At 69.0% G+C, this 17786-nt stretch carries 11 protein-coding genes; 8 read left to right on the forward strand and 3 right to left on the reverse strand.

Annotated elements, in window-relative coordinates; all coding sequences use genetic code 11:
• Positions 1-2: 2 nt before the first annotated feature.
• Complete coding sequence (locus ACLZN2_RS15585; RefSeq protein ID WP_416979045.1) at positions 3-536, forward strand: hypothetical protein; 534 nt, start codon at positions 3-5, stop codon at positions 534-536.
• Between the two features lie 162 nt (positions 537-698).
• On the opposite strand, the gene ACLZN2_RS15590 is transcribed toward ACLZN2_RS15585, so the two are convergent.
• The 3 genes from ACLZN2_RS15590 to ACLZN2_RS15600 form a co-directional block, all read right to left on the reverse strand.
• Positions 699-887 carry a hypothetical protein gene (locus ACLZN2_RS15590; protein WP_416979046.1) on the reverse strand — a complete coding sequence of 63 codons (189 nt, stop codon included), beginning with the start codon at positions 885-887 and terminating at the stop codon, positions 699-701.
• 79 nt (positions 888-966) lie between these two features.
• Positions 967-1149 (reverse strand): DUF397 domain-containing protein, encoded by a 183-nt coding sequence (locus tag ACLZN2_RS15595; RefSeq protein WP_416979047.1) that lies wholly within the window; start codon positions 1147-1149, stop codon positions 967-969.
• 10 nt (positions 1150-1159) lie between these two features.
• Positions 1160-2011, reverse strand: coding sequence for a helix-turn-helix domain-containing protein (locus tag ACLZN2_RS15600; protein WP_416979048.1), 852 nt, complete (start codon positions 2009-2011; stop codon positions 1160-1162).
• Between the two features lie 224 nt (positions 2012-2235).
• On the opposite strand from ACLZN2_RS15600, the gene ACLZN2_RS15605 reads away from it, so the two are divergent.
• The 7 genes from ACLZN2_RS15605 (at position 2236) to ACLZN2_RS15635 (ending at position 17769) form a co-directional block, all read left to right on the forward strand.
• Positions 2236-2715: an ATP-binding protein gene (locus tag ACLZN2_RS15605; protein WP_416979049.1), complete on the forward strand. Its 480-nt coding sequence runs from the start codon at positions 2236-2238 to the stop codon at positions 2713-2715.
• A gap of 92 nt (positions 2716-2807) precedes the next feature.
• A complete protein-coding gene (locus ACLZN2_RS15610; protein WP_416979050.1) occupies positions 2808-3419 on the forward strand; it encodes a Uma2 family endonuclease in 612 nt (203 codons plus the stop codon).
• Positions 3420-4302: 883 nt separating this feature from the next.
• Positions 4303-5802, forward strand: coding sequence for an FG-GAP repeat domain-containing protein (locus ACLZN2_RS15615; protein ID WP_416979051.1), 1500 nt, complete (start codon positions 4303-4305; stop codon positions 5800-5802).
• Between the two features lie 125 nt (positions 5803-5927).
• Positions 5928-6077, forward strand: a complete 150-nt coding sequence (locus ACLZN2_RS15620) for a hypothetical protein (protein ID WP_416979052.1) — start codon at positions 5928-5930, stop codon at positions 6075-6077.
• 41 nt (positions 6078-6118) lie between these two features.
• Entirely contained in the window at positions 6119-9778 is a 3660-nt protein-coding gene (locus ACLZN2_RS15625; RefSeq protein ID WP_416979053.1) for a LamG domain-containing protein, read from the forward strand.
• A 145-nt stretch (positions 9779-9923) separates the two neighbouring features.
• Positions 9924-16796, forward strand: a complete 6873-nt coding sequence (locus ACLZN2_RS15630) for a polymorphic toxin-type HINT domain-containing protein (protein WP_416979054.1) — start codon at positions 9924-9926, stop codon at positions 16794-16796.
• Positions 16786-17769 (forward strand): DUF3710 domain-containing protein, encoded by a 984-nt coding sequence (locus tag ACLZN2_RS15635; protein ID WP_416979055.1) that lies wholly within the window; start codon positions 16786-16788, stop codon positions 17767-17769. Before ACLZN2_RS15630 ends, ACLZN2_RS15635 begins: the two co-directional genes overlap by 11 nt.
• Positions 17770-17786: the final 17 nt, after the last annotated feature.

The raw sequence follows: 17786 nt of genomic DNA on the forward strand, positions 1-17786 counted from the left end.
GGGTGCTGCAGGAAGAACTCGAAAGCCTGGTGGATCGTCTTGCTGAGATGGCTCGGCCGGTGGTCCCCTGGCTTGTCCCGGGGGTCGAAGCGGGTCAGGTCGAGGCGGCTGTTGGGCCGTTTCCGCCGGACGAGGTGGTTTCCTGGTTTGGATGGTGCAATGGGGTTGAATTTCATGATGGTCAAACTCAGGACGAGATCAATGTAATCCCTGGGTATGCCCCTGTCTCATTGCGAGAGGCGCTAGGAATAAGGCGTTCCTATGGTGCTGATCCGGTGCTTGGTGAGCACTGGGTCCCCGTCTTGGCCGGGCCGAGTGGCGACCTTTACGCAGCCGTTTGGCGGCCGGGGCAACCCGCGCGCGTGGCGGGAGTTCTCATTGGGGAATCGACCAATATTGAATTCGCTAGCCTTGAGCAAATGGTCAGGGTCTTCAATGAGTGTTATCGGCGTGGGGCGTTCTATGTTGATGATCAGCAGTACCTAGAGATGGATGCTGACCTTTGTGACGAAGTATATTCGGCTATGACTCAGTGAGTACTCATGGCGGTGGTGTTGAAGCGCTGGCCGAAGAGCCCCTGAAGAGCGTGGTTCCGCTGCAGAAGACGGGGATCAGGATTTGGTCGGCAGACGTGAGCTGGGCTTTGCGGTCCGTGCTGCGGGCGACACGGAGTGATCCGCCGCGGGCTGTGTGACGGACTAGCTCGCGGCGCTCTCCAACGCGGGGATCAAGATGTGGGTCAGCTCGCTGAGTTGCTTCCGGGACATGCCGGTCGGCTCGGGGTGCTGCAGGTCGTGGGGCGTGAGGGGGTGAGGGGCGCGGCTGACAGCCCGCCGTGCCGGGGAGGGGCCGGGGGTGGCCGACGATCTGCGGGGTGAAATCGCCATCGTGCCAGTCTGCGGTCGGGGGCATCGGTACCGTCCCGGCCGGGACAAGCGCCAGCCGTTCGCTCGGCCAAAGCCAGTCTTATCTGTTCCGCGTTCGCAGGGTGGCTATCAATGCGGCGAGTGAGCGCTTGTCGGTTGTGAGGATGCGATGCGGTTCATCGCTTTCGCGTAGGAGGACGCCCCCGGTCGGTGCCGGTGCCAGGTAAACGCACGCCGAGCCTTCTTCGCTGTAGGACGACTTCTGCCAGTTGGGTTCGGTCATGTCTCGTCTCTCAGGTGTCCTGGGCGATGTGATGGATCAGGTCGCGTGAGGCGGCGGGTTTCAGGGTGACTGCCTCCATGCGGTCCAGAACGAGACGGTACTTCTCCAACTGTCCTGCCGCATCGACGAGTTCGCTGCCATGGGCGGTGTCGACCTCCACGGTGTCGAGCGCCGGTACCGAGCCGTGGAAGTAGTCGACGGCGTGTCCCGTAGTGGGGAATGACGTGCCGTTGAACGGGATCACGCGGACGGTGACGTTGGTCTGCTTGCTGACCTCTGCCAGGTAATCCAGCTGTGTCCTGGCCACCTCGCGGCCGCCGAACTGCATGCGTAGGGCGGCCTCGTGGACGATCGCGGTGTACGGCGGTGGTTGTTCGCGGTGGAGGATGGCCTGGCGCTTGATGCGGTGGGAGATCCGGAACTCGATCTCGTGCGGGCGCAGCGCGGGAACTGCTTCGCGGAACAGCGCGCGGGCGTGCTCGGGGGTCTGGAGCAGGCCGGGGATGTTGATGACCTGGGTGACACGCAGGGCGGTGGCGTGGTGTTCCAGTTCGGCGAGGTCCACCAGACGGGGCGGCAGGGTGTCCCGGTACTCCTCCCACCAGCCGCGTGTCCGGTCCGCTGCCATGTCGGCGAGGGCGTCGACGAGGGGTTCGTCCGTACAGCCGTAGATGTTGGCGAGCGTGCGTACGCGTTCGGCGCTGATGCCGAAGCGGTTGGCTTCGATGTTGCTGACCTGCGCCTGAGTGGTGCCCAGGGAGCGGGCAGCCTGGGCGGCGGTCATACCCGCACGTTCCCGTAGGCGGCGCAGTTCGATGCCGATGCGGAGGCGGCGGGCCGTGGGGACGCTTCGTGGTGCCAAGTCGTCGCTCCGTTTCGTACACCTGGTGTGGCGGTCACTCACATGAGGTAAATGCCTGAACCTTTTGCTTGGATCTACAAAAGGTTCAGCGCTTGCAGTCTACGGTGAGTCCCGAACTGCTCAACTGGCCCCGTCGGCAAGCCGGAAGCGCACCGCGCCGCGGCACTCCCACCGCCCGGCCGAGCCGTCGAGCGAACCAACACCCCCCACCGCAGGAGGCGTTCATGGTCACCGTATCCCCGTCGGAGTGCGAAGTGTCCCCAACTTGGGCGTACGCCCTCCAACTGCCCCACGACCCCCGTGCTGCCCGTATCGCCCGCGTGACTCTTCGGGCTGTCCTCGCTGGACATGACATGTCCCAACTCCAAGACTCGGCTGAGCTCTTGGCTACCGAGCTGGTCACCAACGCGTACCGCTACTCCAGCGGCCCCGCGACTCTCCGTCTTCGAGGGCTCGCCCACACCCGGCTCCGGGTGAGCGTCTGGGATGCCAATCCGCACATCCCGCCGCCCTTTGACAAGCGGTCCGGACCCGTCGGTCCCGTCCCGCCGGAGGCGGACCGTGGGCGTGGTCTCTTCCTCGTCTGTCACTACGCCCAGGCGTGGGGCGGGTACCCGCTCGGCGGTGGCCTCTCCGGGCGGGGCGGGAAGCTGCTGTGGTGCGAGGTCGGGGCCTCGGCCGTGGATCGGGCGGCTGTGGCGTGAGTGGCGGTGAGGGGCGGGCGATTGTCCTGGCCCGGCGCTATCGTGGTGAACGTGACACGCTCTGTGACCAGCGGAGGATCGTGGTGACCATCATGACCGAGCGCCCTCGGGCCATAGACGCCCCGCCGAGCGGCTCCTACGAGGAGATGCTCCAGATCGTCGAGGAGATGGACACACCTGTCGGCTACAGGGCCGAGCTCATTCGGGGGAAGATCGTCGTGTCGCCGTGGTCGAGGCTGCGTTACCTACGTCCGACGCGCAAGCTGCGTGCGCAGGTGGAAGCCCACGCTCCCGACGGCTACGTGACGGAGACATCGCCCTTCCTCTTCTCCTTCCCTGACTCCGGGCGCGCCTGTGGCCCCGACCTCTTCGTCGCCGACGAATCCGCCTTCGAGGCCGCCGGTCGTCACGCAGACGCCTCCGCCCTCTCCCTCGTTGCCGAGCTGACCTCCGACTCCACCAAGGATGTCGACTGGCTCGACAAGATGGCGACGTACGGACAGATCGTCCCGGTGTACCTCCTGCTCGACATGCGGTTGGGGGAGATCAACGTCCTGTGGGAGCCCTCTCCCAAGGGGTACCGGTCGCGGACCAATGTGCCCTTCGGGCGGCCGGTGCGGATTCCGGGGCCGTTCGACTTCGAACTCGATACGTCGGAGTTCGCCGTGGAGGAGTACGTGAATCCCGAGGACGAGCAGCGGTGAGGCGATCCCCGGGACGGAAACGTGACCCTGCACGTCAACACGCGGCGTCTCGACAGCTTCGTCGACGCGGCCAAGGCGGGGCTCACGTCTCATGAGAGCCGAGGGTGTCCGCAGAGGGGAAACGCGTGAAGTAGGAACGCCGCAAACTTTGCGACAGTCCTACTTCATGGAGCTGGAGTCGCCCCATGGCATTCACCGGCCGCCGTCGTGAGCTGGGCATCCTGGATTTCTGGCTCGACAAGGTGAGCTCGCCCTCCGGAGGGAGCGCCGGGCAGGCGCTGGTTCTCAAAGGGCGGCGGAGGATCGGGAGGGGCTGCGCGAGCACAGCCAGGCGCTCGCGCATGCTGCCCCGCCCGAGGACTGGGTGCGTGCCCTCGCGGCCGTCGCGGCCGTACTGCCGGCTCACGAGCCCTCGATGCCTACCTCGTCACAGGCGGTTTCCCGGAGGTCGTCACCGGCTGGTCGCCGGGGGAGTCGCTCTCCGCCTGCCTCGAACGGCAGCTGGAAGATCCGTCCTCCGCACTGCTCACCACCGGTGAGCGCTCCCTGGCTGCGGAGTTCCCGGCCAGCTGCAGGCCAGCCGGGTGCTGCGGGCAACTGGCCGCGTGCTGGCAGCCGGACGACCTCCTCGAGGCATGGGCCTGAGGAGAGCGGAGTTGGCCGTGGCGCCCAGAGGCGCCGCCCCGCCTACGCGGACTCTCTGATGACCCTTGGAGTTGCATGTGTGGCGCCTGTGATTTTTGTCATGCACGGGCAATGGGAGGGCGTTGTTGCGTGTGCACGTCATTGCGGCAGATGATTCCTTGACCTTCTTTAGGTTTCGTTTAGCAACGGGGTGGCTGTGTCAAGAACGGGGAAAGCGTGGCGGCGTGCTGCCGTCACCGTGGCTGCGAGCGCATTGCTGGCCGGGGGACTTGGAAGCGGCGGCACGCCTGCCGTGGCGGCCGTGGCGTGCCCCTCGGGGGTCGAATCCGACTTCAACGGCGACGGTGTCAGGGACACGGCAGTCGCCGACCCCGAGGCGACCGTCGACGGCGTGGCCAAGGCGGGTGCCGTCCACGTCGTGTACGGCGGCGGCAAGGGGACTTTGACGGTCACTCAGGCCCCGGACAACATTCCGGGCGCCCCCGAGAGGGGCGATCAGTACGGCTACTCGATGGCCGTCTACGACGCGGACCTCGACGGCTGCAGCGACCTCGTGGTCGGCATCCCGTACGAGGACCTCGGCACCGTGCCCGACGCGGGACTCGTGCAGGTGATCTACGGCGCCACGACCGGGCTGGGTTCGGGCAAGGCCGTCAAGGAGTTCCTCCAGGGCAGCGACAAGCCGCTGGGCGGCGGCACGGAGGCCGAGGACTGGGTCGGTTACGCCGTTGCCGCCGGAAAGACCTCGGCCGGTACGCCGTACCTGCTGATCGGCAGCCCCGGCGAGTCGATCGGCACGGTCGAGGACGCGGGCGCCTTCTACTACGTCAGCGGCACCGCGCAGACCGTCGCCGGTGTCAACCAGGACACCGAGACCGCCGGTGCCGTGCCCGGCGTCGCCGAGCGGGACGACCGCTTCGGCTCCACGCTCGCCGCGACCCCGACCCATTTCGCGGTCGGCACGCCCGGCGAGGCGCTCGGCACCGTGGCCTTCGCGGGCGGCGCCGCCTACTTCAGTCACGCGCTGACCTCCAACTCCCCGAAGCCGCTCGGCGGTCTCGGTCAGGACCAGGACGAGATCAGCGGCGCCGAGGAGGTCGGCGACCAGTTCGGCGCCGCGCTCGCCATGGCCCCGTACCGGCCCTCCGGCGCGACCTCCACCACCGAGTCGCTGCTCGTGGTGGGCGTCCCCGGCGAGGACCTGTCGACCACCGTCGACGCGGGCGCCGTCCACGTCTTCCGGCTCACGGCGAGCGGCACCTTCAGCCAGCTCGCCTGGATCGACCAGAACACCGAGAACGTGGAAGAGGTGGCCGAGGCCGGGGACCTCTTCGGCAAGCGCCTCACGGCCGTCAACACCTCCCCGAACGCCACCTCCACGGCCACGACCACCAAGGTCGCCATCGGTGTGCCCGGCGAGGAGTCCTCCGAGGAGCACTCCGACAAGGGCGGCGTGCAGATCGTCCCGCTGGTCGGCGCCCCCGGCGCCTCCGACCAGTGGATCGACCCCGGCTACGGCATCCCCGGCACGCCCGCGCCGCGCATGCTCACCGGCCTCTCCCTGGCCGCCACGCCCTCCCTGCTGTACGTGGGCGTCCCCTACGGCCCGGCCGACGGCCACGCGGTCTACGGCTTCCCGTGGAGCGTGACCTCCGGTGGGGCGCCAACCGCGACGATCAAGCCCGGCGAGGGCGGCATCCCGGCTGGCGACGTCGCCTTCGGGGCGACCGTCCACTGAGCAGTAATCAGCGCTCACTGATCACTGATCACTGAGCGCCGATTACTGAGCACGGCATCCCCTCCGGACCGTCGCCCCGCACGTACGCGGGCATCGGCCTCGGCAGCAGTCCGTCGCTGCTGTACGTGGGCGTGCCCTACGGCCCCGCCGAGGGACGGGCGCTCCACGGCTACCCGTGGAACACCGCCACGGGCGATGCGCCCACCCAGACGTACAAGCCCGGTGAGGGCGGCATTCCCGCGGATGGCGTCGCCTTCGGCGCGACCATCCGATGACCGGACCCGAGACAGACATGAACCAACGGGAGAGTGGACGCGTGTCCGCAGACAGACAGAGACCGATACGGCGTGGCGTGCTGGTGCGCGCCGCCGTCGCGGCCGCCGTCGCCGGTGCGGTGACGGCAGGCACCCTGGCGGTCCTGCCGGGCGGTGGCCCCGGTCAGGACCAGACGCCGATCGCCGCCGACCAGCCGATGGTGACCGAGCAGCAGGCCATGGCGGCGGCGAAGGAGAGCGGGAAGAAGACCGAGGTCGTCGGCCTGCGCACCGAGCGCCGGGAGATCTTCGCCGAGCCCGACGGCACCTTCACCGCCCGCGAGTACACCGAGCCGGTGCGCACGGTCCAGGGCGGCAAGTGGGTCCCGGTCGACGCGACGCTGGTGAAGCGTGCCGACGGCAGTTGGGGCCCGAAGGCCGCCACCGTTGAGCTCAGCTTCTCCGCCGGCCAGGCGGGCGAGCCGTTCGTGACGATGCAGCGGGCGGGCCGTGAGTTCGCCCTGACCTGGCCGTACGGCAAGCTGCCCGCGCCGGAGGTCGAAGGTGACACCGCCACCTACGCCGAGGTCCTGCCCGGCGTCGACCTGACCGTGCGCGCCGAGGCCGACGGCTTCGGTCACCTGCTGGTCGTCAAGACGCCCGAGGCGGCGGCCGATCCGCGGCTGGCCAAGGTCGACCTCGGGATGACCACGGACGGCCTGAAGGTCGCGGAGGACGCCACCGGGGCGATCGTCGCGGAGGACTCCGTCGTCGGCGGCACCGTCTTCCAGGCGGGCAAGCCCTCGATGTGGGACTCGGCCGCCGTCGAGGAGGCCGCAAAGAAGAAGCAGGGCCCCAAGGCCGTGGCGAAGGCGCTGAAGTCCGCTGCGGCCGGCGCGGACGGAACTACCGCCGCCACCACCGGCCCGCAGGCCGCCCCCGAACCCTCCCTGGAGGGCCCGGGCGGCGGCGGCCGTGTCGCCCCGCTGGGCGTCGAGGTCGCCAAGGGCAAGCTCAGCCTGGTCCCCGACCAGAAGCTCCTCAAGGGCGCGGACACCGTCTTCCCGGTCGTCATCGACCCGATCTCGCGCACCACCTCGCGCACCTCCTGGACCGGCGTCATGTCCGGGATGCCGAGTGAGCAGGACTGGAAGTACTCCGGCAGCGCGGGCGTCGGCAAGTGCCCGACCGACTACAACCCGGTCTCCTGCAACGGCGTGGGCGTGCGCCGCGTGATGTTCACGATGCCGCTCTCCTTCTACAAGGGGAAGCAGATCCTGGGCGCTACCTTCTCCGCCCGGGTCGAGCACATCTACAGCGCGTCCCCGACCGCGGAGCCGATCCGGCTCTACCGGATCGGCGGCCAGAACTACTCGCTCACGTCGTCCAGCAACTGGTCCAACACCTCGGACGACTGGGACGACCACATCGCGACCGTCGACAAGGCGATCTCGCCGACCTCCTGCTCCAGCCAGGCCAACCTGCACTTCGAGAGCAGCGAGAAGACCAACCCCGAGCTGACCAGCGAGATCAAGACGGCCGCCGCGGGTGGCTGGAACTCGATGACGCTGGGCCTGCGGGCCGCCGACGAGTCCCGCTTCGCCGAGTGGAAGCGGATCTGCGGCAACGCATACCTGTCGGTCAAGTACAACAACCTGCCGCGGCAGATCAAGACGTCCGACATGAGCACCGACCCGGGCGGTCTGTGCAAGTGGGGCTCGAGCCGCGAGTACTCCGAGGTCCCGCCGAAGCTCCAGGCCATCGCGAGCGACCCCGACCACGGCAACGGCCAGACCGACAAGGTCCAGGTCGAGTTCAAGGTGGAGTGGACCGACCCCACCACCAAGGAAGCCAAGTCCTACACGTACAAGACGGGCTTCCTCTCGCCGACGAGCGGCACCAAGTTCGAGCACACCGTCAAGTCGAGCATCCCGCAGAACACCGTCATCTACTGGAGCGCCCGGGCCAACGACGGTGACGGCGACGGCCCGTGGAGCTACGACGGCGACACTGCCCAGCGCTGCGAGTTCATCTACGACAAGACCCTGCCCGGCAAGCCGAACGTGCTGTCCAAGCAGTACCCCTCCGACACCGTCTACCACGACGGCGTGGGCACGTACGGCACGTTCACCTTCGCCCCGAACCCGAACGACTCCATCCCGGACACCGACGTCGTCAAGTACCGCTACGCCTTCGACGGCACGGCGAGCCCGGCGACCGTCGCCACCCCGTCCGCGGCGGGCGGCTCCGTCTCCGTGCAGTGGATGCCGACGCGGTCCGGCCGGCACTGGGTCGACGTGATAGCCGTCGACAAGGCGGAGAACCCGAGCACCAAGGCGCACTACGAGTTCCTGGTGAGCGAGGGCACGCCGGTCGTCGCCCAGTGGAACCTCGCCGACCAGGCGGGTGATACCGAGGCGCACGACGAGAGCGGCGACTTCTCGGCGACCGCCGGCACCGCCGTCGCCTTCGGCGCGGACGGCCCCGGCGGCAAGGTCGACAAGGCCGCCCGCTTCGACGGCACCACCGAGGCGTACCTCGACGCCGGCGAGACGGTCCTCGACACCGCCAAGAGCTTCAGCGTCAGCGCCTGGGTGCGCCCCACCGCGCTGGACAAGGACATGGTGATCGTCAGCCAGGACGGCACCGGTGAGCCCGGCTTCACCTTCGGCTACGACGCCTCCGCGCAGACCTGGAAGTTCTCCGTCCCGGTCAACGACGTGGACTCGCTCGGCGAGTGGAAGGCCGTCTCCACCGGAGTCACCCCGGTCAAGGACCAGTGGGTGCTGCTGACCGGCGTGTACGACGCACAGAAGAGCACGGGCCCCGAGCTCCAGCTCTACATCAACAAGGACCTGAAGGGTTCCGCGACCCGGCGCTCCACCTGGAAGTCGTACGGACCGCTGCAGATCGGCCGCGCCACGGCCAAGAGCGGCTACCGCGACCACTTCACGGGTGACCTCGCCGAGGTCCGGGTCTTCGACCGTGTCCTGCCGGCGGCCCAGGTCGCCGAGCTGATGACCATCAAGCCGGAGCGCAAGGCCTACTGGCAGCTCGACGACGCCACCAGCGGTGCCTCCGCCGAGACCGGCGGCGGCCAGGCGCTGACCCTCGCGGGCAACGCCTCGATCTACCGCCCGGCCGACCCGCTGTTCGACGTCGCCGCCCTGGTCGGCGACGGCAACCTGGTCCTGGACGGCGACGGGGACTACGCGTCCACCGCCACCGCCCCGGTCACCGGCAACAGCAGCTTCACCGTGACCGCCCGCGCCCAGCTCACCTCGCTGGACCCGGAGAAGTCGCAGACGGTGCTGTCCCTGCCGGGCGCCAGCGCCAACCGGCTCCAGGTCCGCTACCAGGCGACCACGCAGCAGTGGGAGCTGGCCGTCGCCAAGACCGACGCGGCCGCCCCCGAGGTCGTCACCTTCACCGACGACCAGGAACTGCCCGACACCGGCGGCTCCGGCCAGCACCTGGCGGTCGTCTACGACGCCTTCGCCAACTCGATCCGCCTCTACGTCGAGGGCCAGCTCGTGGCCGGTGCCTACGGCACGAACGACACCCTGTGGTCCGCCACCGGCGGCCTCCAGGTGGGCCGTTCGCTGCGCGGCGCGAGCGAGTACTTCGCCGGCGCGATCGACGAGGTCCGCGTCTACAGCGGCGCGGCCGACCAGATCGCGGTGCAGCAGATGGCCGCGCTGACGGCCCTCCCCGATATGTGACAGAGCGTCACTTCTGAGGTGTGCCGGGTTCGTCGAGGGCCCGGCACGCCTGGTCCCGCGCCTCACCCTCCGTGCCCTTCATGACGTGCTCCTACGATCAGGGAGTTGCCGAATGTTCTTTCGTGGCCGATCACTGAGCCGCCGCATGCCCAGACCGGCGTTCGCCGCGACAGTGCTCGGGCTCACGCTCGCGCTGTCCGCGTCGTCGGTCCAGGCACTGGCGCTCGACGACGGCGCCCGGGGCCGCACCAGCCGCCCCGGCGTCCAGGACGACGGGGATCCCGTGAAGGGATCCGACGCGAAGAAGAAGTCCCGCCCTTCGGATCCGGCGCGCAAGGCGGCGGTCAAGGGGCTGGAGAAGGCGGTGTGGCCCGAGCAGGGCGGCGCCGAGGTGAGGACGGGCGCCACCGCGGAGGCCGGCGGTCTGCCGGTGAAGGTCACCAGGGCGAAGGCCAAGGTCAAGGCCGGACAGGCCGCGGACAGTGTCCGGGTCGAGGTCCTCGACCCGAAGCGGGCCGACAGGCTCGGCGCGGATGTACTGCTGGGTGTGGAGCGCGCCGACGGGTCGGACGAGGCGGGCAAGGTCCGCCTCACGGTGGACTATTCGGAGTTCGCGGAGGGCTTCGGCGGTTCCTACGCCTCCCGCCTCCGGCTGGTGCAGCTCCCGGCGTGTGCCGTCGTGGCCGTGCCCGGCAGCAAGGAGTGCCCGGAGCAGCCCAAGGCGCTGAAGACGGTCAACGACGTGAAGACGGGCACGGTCTCCGCCGACGTGACCGCCGCTCCGGCTTCCGCAGAGGGCGTCTCGACGATGGCGACGGACGCGACCTCCCTGGTCGCGGTCGCGGCCGGCCCGTCGTCGGCGCAGGGCACCTACAAGGCCACGGCGCTGTCCCCCTCCGCCGACTGGACGGTCTCGAACTCCTCCGGCGGCTTCTCCTGGAACTACCCGATGCGGACGGTCCCGACCCCGGGCGGTCTGACGCCGACCGTGGGCCTCGGCTACTCGTCGCAGTCGGCGGACGGCCGCACCGCGGCGACCAACAACCAGGGTTCGTGGGCCGGTGAGGGCTTCTCCTACGACCCCGGCTATATCGAGCGCCGCTACAAGCCCTGCTCCGACGACGGCCATTCCGGCTCCGCCGAGCAGTGCTGGGCGTACGACAACGCCACGATCCTCCTCAACGGCTCCTCCACGGAACTGATCAAGGACGACACGACCGGCAAGTGGCATCTGGCCAACGACGACGGTACGAAGGTCGAGCAGCTGACCGGCGCCACGAACGGCGACAACGACGGCGAGCACTGGCGGGTCACGACCACCGACGGCACCGAGTACTCCTTCGGGCTGAACCGGCTGCCGGGCTGGGCGACCGGCAACGAGGAGACCGCCTCGACGTGGACCGCCCCGGTCTTCGGTGACGACTCCGGTGAGCCCTGCTACAACGCCACGTTCACCAGCGCGCACTGCAAGCAGGCCTGGCGGTGGTCCCTCGACTACGTCAAGGACACCCACGGCAACGTCATGTCGTACTACTACGCGCGGGAGACCAACTACTACGCGCTGAACGGCAAGACGGACGTCAACGGCACGGCGTACCACCGCGGCGGTTACCTCAAGCGGGTCGACTACGGCCAGCGCGACGGCCAGGTGTACGCGGCCAAGGCGCCGGCGCGGGTCGTGTTCAACACGGCCGAACGCTGCCTGCCCACCTCGGACTTCGACTGCGCGGAGAGCAAGCGCACCACCGCCAACGCCTCCCACTGGCCGGACGTCCCGGTCGACCAGGAGTGCAAGGCCGACACCAAGTGCACCGTCGGCCAGACCTTCTGGACGACGAAACGGCTGACCTCGGTCGTCACCCAGATGCGCAAGGACGCGACCACCTATCAGGACGTGGACGCCTGGACCTTCACGCACCTGTTCACCGACAACGGTGACGACTCCAAGACCCTCTGGCTGTCGGAGATCGACCACGAGGGCCGGGTCGGCACGGCGGCGAAACTGCCCACGCTGGAGCTGTACGGCGAGCAGCTGGCGAACCGGGTGGACGCGATCGGGGACAACATCGCCCCGTTCCACCGCTTCCGCCTGTCCACCGTTCTGAGCGAGACCGGCGCCCAGCTCGACGTCGACTACGCGGCGACGAACTGCACCAAGGACGCCCTGCCGACGCCCGGTGAGTCCACCAGGCGCTGCTACCCCGTGAAGTGGTCGCCCCCGGGCTACATCGACCCGATCACGGACTGGTTCCACAAGTACGTCGTGGCGGCGGTCGTCGAGACCGACCGCACCGGCGGCAGCGACCAGCTCATCACGCGTTACTCGTACCAGGGCGACGCGGCCTGGCGTAAGGCGGAACCCGACGGCATCACCGAGGACAAGTACCTCACCTGGGGCGGCTGGCAGGGCTACGGCAAGGTCACCGTCACCAGCGGCAGCGCCGACCAGCAGACCAGCCGGATCGACTACACGTACCTCCAGGGCATGGACGGGGACAGGACCTCCTCCGGCGGCACCCGTTCGGTGAAGGTCTCCGACTCCACCGGCACCGAGTACACGGACGCCAAGGAGTTCACCGGCTTCGAACTCGAAGCGGTGGCGTACGACGGAAGCAAGATCGCCTCCAAGGTGATCAACACCCCGTGGAAGGCATACACCGCCACACAGACCAGGAGCTGGGGCACCAACCGGGCGGCCGTCGTCAGCACGGAGACCGGCCGCGGCTTCAGCCCGCTCGCCTCGGGCGCCTGGCGCGAGACCAGGTCGACGACGAAGTACGACTCCTCCAACGGCACCGGCCGGGTCACCGAGGTCGAGGACCTGGGCGACGTGTCCACCACGGCGGACGACACCTGCACCCGCTTCTGGTACGCCGACAACACCACGCAGAACATCCTCTCCCTGCCCTCGCGCAGCGAGTCGGTGTCCGTGAAGTGCGCGACGACGCCCGACCGCAAGACCCAGATCCTCGCCGACGAACGGACCTCGTACGACGGTGGTGCCTTCGGCGCCGCGCCGACGAAGGGTGACGCGACCCGGACGGAGCGGCTGACCGCGCACAACGGCACGACGGCCACGTACCAGGTCACCGGCACCACGACCTATGACTCCTTCGGCCGCCCGCTGTCCCAGACGGACGCCTCCGGCGCACTGACGAAGACCTCGTACACGGACGTCGACGGGCTGATCTCGAAGACGACGTTCACCAACGCGCTCGGGCACGCCACGACGACCGACTACGCGCCCGCCTGGGGCATGTCGGCGGGCCAGACCGACCCGAACGGCAAACGCACCGACCTCGCCTACGACGGCCTCGGCCGCCTCACCTCGGTGTGGCTGCCGGACCGGGTGAAGGCCTCGCAGACGCCGAGCATCAAGTACTCGTACAACGTCCGCAAGGACAAGGTCGTCGCGATCAGGACCGAGAAGATCGAGAACGACGGCTCCTACGGCAGCGAGTACCAGCTCTACGACTCACTGCTCAGAGCCCGTCAGATCCAGACCGAGGGTCCGGGCGGCACCCGCATGGTCGCCGACACGTTCTACGACGGCACCGGGAAGGTCAGGAAGGCCAACGAGACCTACAACGCGGCGGGCGCCCCGTCCGACGAACTGTTGCTGGTCCACAACGGCGAAGTCGCCACGCAGTCGCTCTTCGAGTACGACGGACTGGGCCGTACGACGGCGAGCGTCTTCGCCGTCTCGGGCGTCGAGCAGTGGCGCACCACGACCACGTACGACGGCGAGCGCACCCACATCGACCCGCCCGTCGGCGGTGTCCCGACGACGACGGTGCGGGACTCCGCAGGCCGCACCAGCGAGATCTGGCACTACCGGGGCGCCTCCCCGGACGCGATGTCCGGCCACGACGTCACCAAGTACACCTACACCCCGTCCGGCAAGCTCGAGACGGTCGTCGACGCGAAGAACAACGTCTGGCGCTACGAGTACGACCAGCTGGGCCGCAACACCGGCTCGGTCGACCCGGACGCCGGCACCTCGAACGTTACCTACGACGCCCGTGACCTCCCCGTCTCCTCCACGGACGGCAGGGACAAGAAGCTGTCGACGGTCTACGACAAGCTTGGCCGTGCCGTCTCGACCTGGCAGGGCGACGCCGACACGGGGACCAGACTGACCGAGACCCGGTACGACAGGGCGGGCTCGCTCGGCGAGGTGTACGCGCAGCTGAGCTATGTCTCGCCGACCGAGTACTTCGCGACGGTCGTGCAGTCGGTGGACGAGTTCTACCGTCCGCTGAAGACGGCGTACTCGGTGCCCGCCTCCCAGGGCGCGCTGGCCGGCACCTACGTCTTCACCAGCACCTACAACCGCGACGGAACCGCCCAGTCCGGAGGAATCCCGGCGGCGGGCGGACTGCCGGCGGAGGCCGTCACCTTCGGGTACGACGAACTGCAGCGCCCGACGACCATGACGGGCACCACCTCGTACGTCACCGACACCCGCTACTCCGCGCAAGGACACCTCCAGCAGCTGGAGCTGTACGCGGGGTCGGGGAAGAAGGTCTGGCAGACCTACGACTACGAGACGGGCACCGACCGGCTGGCGCGTTCGGTCGTCGACGTCTACGGGGCGACCGCCCCGGCGAAGGAGTCGAACTACTCCTACGACCAGGCCGGAAACGTCCTGTCGATCTCCGACACCGCCAACGCCTCCTCCCCGGACGTCCAGTGCTTCGCCTACGACGACCGGCAGCGGCTAGCGGACGCCTGGACACCGGCATCGACGGCGGCCGACGCCGCGGGCAACGGGACCCTGGGCACCACGGCCCCGGCCGACGGCTCCGGCCCGAAGGCCTGCGAGGCGGTACCAGGAGCGAACCCGCTGGGTGGTCCGGCTCCGTACTGGAAGTCGTACACCACCGACGCCATCGGCAACCGCACCGGCGAGACCGTGCACGACACGGGGCTGGTGGCGTCGAAGCACATCACCCGCTCCTTCACCTACGGCGGGGCGGGTACGGCCGGTGACGGTCCGCACCAGGTCACGAAGATCGTGGAGAACACCCCGACCGGTGACCGGCAGTCGTCCTACGAGTACGACGACTCGGGCAACACCACCAAGCGCACCATCGGAGGCAACGCCCAGAGCCTGGCCTGGGACGACTCCGGCAAGCTCACCAAGGCGACCGAGGCCGGCGGGGCGGAGACCACCTACCTCTACGACGCCGAGGGCGAGCGGGTCCAGCGCAAGGACCCGTCGGGCACCACCGTCTATCTGCCGGGCATGGAACTGCACCTGCCCACGGGCGGTTCCCAGGTGGGGGCGACCCGGTACTACACCTACCTCGACCAGACCGTGGCGGTGCGGACCAGCGACGGCAAGCTGTCCTTCCTGGCCGCGGACCACCACGGGACGGGCGAACTGGCGGTCGACGCGGCGACCGGCGCGATCTCGCAGCGGCGCTTCGACCCCTACGGTGTCGACCGCGGCCAGTCGAGCGGCACCTGGCCGGGGGAGAAGGGCTACGTCGGCGGCACCATCGACGCCTCGACCGGGCTGACCCACCTCGGGGCGCGTGAATACGACCCGGCCATCGGGAAGTTCCTCTCCGCCGACCCGCTCATCGACTACACACGACCACAGCAGATCAACGGCTACGCCTACGCGGACAACTCTCCGATCACGTTCAGCGATCCGTCCGGCCTGGAGAGCTGCTATCCGTACGCGTACTGCTCCGGTGACAACGGCACGTACGGCCCGTACAAGCCGAAGAACCCGGAGAAGGACAAGGCCGAGCACGAGGAGTACGAGGCCGAGCAGTCGGTCTCCAAGGCACAGGGCCAGCAGTCCGCCTCCAAGCAGCGGATCAAGCAGGCCGGCAAGGCCCTGGTCAAGATCGTCCGGGACATCCTCGGCGTGGACGCGGCACTGGACTGCATCTCCAGCGGTGATCTCGGCGCGTGCGGCGAGACCCTGCTGAACATCGCGGGCAGCTTCGCCGGAGGCATCGCCGGCAAGGTCCTCGCGAAGTACGGGGCCCCCTGGAACTGGGCCAAGGGCGCCAAACTCGCCAAACGCGTGGTCGGCCTGGTCGGCGACCTCGTCGGCGGGGTCAAGGACCTGCTGAAGGCCAACAAGGCGCTCGGCAAGGCGAAGGACGCGCTCTCCTCGGCACGGGCCAAGCTCAGGGCAGTGATCAAGAAGGGCAAGAAGGAGGATTCGGGAACCTGCCCGACCAACGCCCTGCCCAACCACAGCTTCCTGCCGGGGACGAAGGTCGCTCTCGCCGACGGCGGCAGCAAACCCATCGAGGAGGTCGAACTCGGCGACGCGGTGCTGGTGACCGACCCGGAGACGGGCGAGACGACGGCCCGTCAGGTCGTCGGCACCATCGTCACCGAGGACGACAAGCACTTCGTCGACCTCACGGTGCGAGGCGAGTCCGGTGAGCCGTCCGGCCTGGTCTCCACCACGACCCACCCCTTCTGGGTGGAGTCGGAGCGGGCCTGGATCGAGGCCGGCGAACTCGAGCCGGGCATGCGGCTGCTCACCGCGGACGGCGGCCTCGCCACGGTCGAGGCGGTCAGCCCCTTCGAGCGGCGGCAGCGCACCCACGACCTCACCGTCGAGGACATCCACACCTACTACGTGCTGGCGGACGACGAACCCCTCCTCGTACACAACTGCGGCACCGGCGGCGGGAGCGGCGGCAGCCGCAGCGGCGGCGACCCCGAGCGCTCCGACCACGGTGACACCGACCCGAGTTCCGTCCCCGACCTCTACGACCCGAACGACGCCGACTACAAGCCGGTCAAGCGCAAGGAGGCCGAGGGCGAGACGCGTCGTGCCTCCGAGTCCGTCGGTGACGCGGCCAAGCAGCGGCAGAGTGCCCTCTCCGGCGCCTCCACCAACGCCGGGAAAATCCTGAAGCCTTTCACCCATCAGGCCGGAGCGTCCCCTGGGATAGTCGAGGCCACGATCGCCACGGCACTCGTGATCGCCAGGATCGGGCAGGCCGTCAAGAAATGGAAGAGGGGCCGCGGTGCGCCATAAGGCAAGGGAAATTCTCGCTCAATTCCGGCGCGACGGGTTCGTCGCGCCGGAGAACGAGTCCGCAGCGGAATTCGGCGTATGGGACCGGCCGACCCCCGGCCGGGTCCTCCTCACGGCCCTGCAACTGGAGCTGAACGACCGCAGGACCGAGGGCCATTCACCCGAGCGCATCGCCACGGACCTCGGCCACGAGGAGGCCGCCGCCGTGATCACCGGCCTGCTGGGTGACGTGGCCGCGCTCCGGCACGCCGAACAGCGGGGCCGTCTCTCGCTGAGCGGCGTACTGACCCTGCTGCGGGCCGCGATCGAGGCCGAGGGCTACACCGAAGCCGAGGTCGAGGAACTACTGGGCTTCGCGGAGGAGACCGCCCGCGCGGCCCTGCGGGGACCCGTCTCCGGTCCCTGGGACGCCGGCTCGCCCGGCGTCCCGGAAGGGGAGTACACCGACCTGGGCGGCCTGCGCATTCCCGCCCAGCCGGACATCGAGCTCAAGTTCGTGGGCGACAGGAGCGGCGACGGCGGCGTCCTCGCGGTCACCGTCGTCCATGGCGAGCCGGGCGCCCGGACCGCACTCCAGCTCCAGGCCTACCACCGGACCCCGGCCCGCTCCTGGGACACCGTGCGCGCCGACCTGCTCGCGAAGCTGAGCAGGGACGGCGCGTCGGTACGGGAATGGGCGGGCCCCGCCGGAGTCGAACTGCGGGCCGAAGTGCCCGTCGTACGCCGCGACGGCTCCCACACCACCATGCACTCGCGGTTCCTCGGCTTCGACGGCCCCGGCTGGCTCCTGCGCGGAGTCGTCACCGGCGCCGGAGCCGCGCCGGACAGTACCGACGACTGGCCGTACGCATTCTTCGGAAACACCGTCGTGGTCCCGGAATTCACTGGCTCCGCTGAATCCGGCCCCGCTGAATCCGGCCCTGCGGACTCCGCCCGCACGGAGGGGAACACCATTCCGCTCCGCATTCCCTGACTTCTTGTCTCCTTGCC

The organism is Streptomyces sp. T028 (assembly GCF_048159505.1).
Lineage (GTDB): Bacteria > Actinomycetota > Actinomycetes > Streptomycetales > Streptomycetaceae > Streptomyces.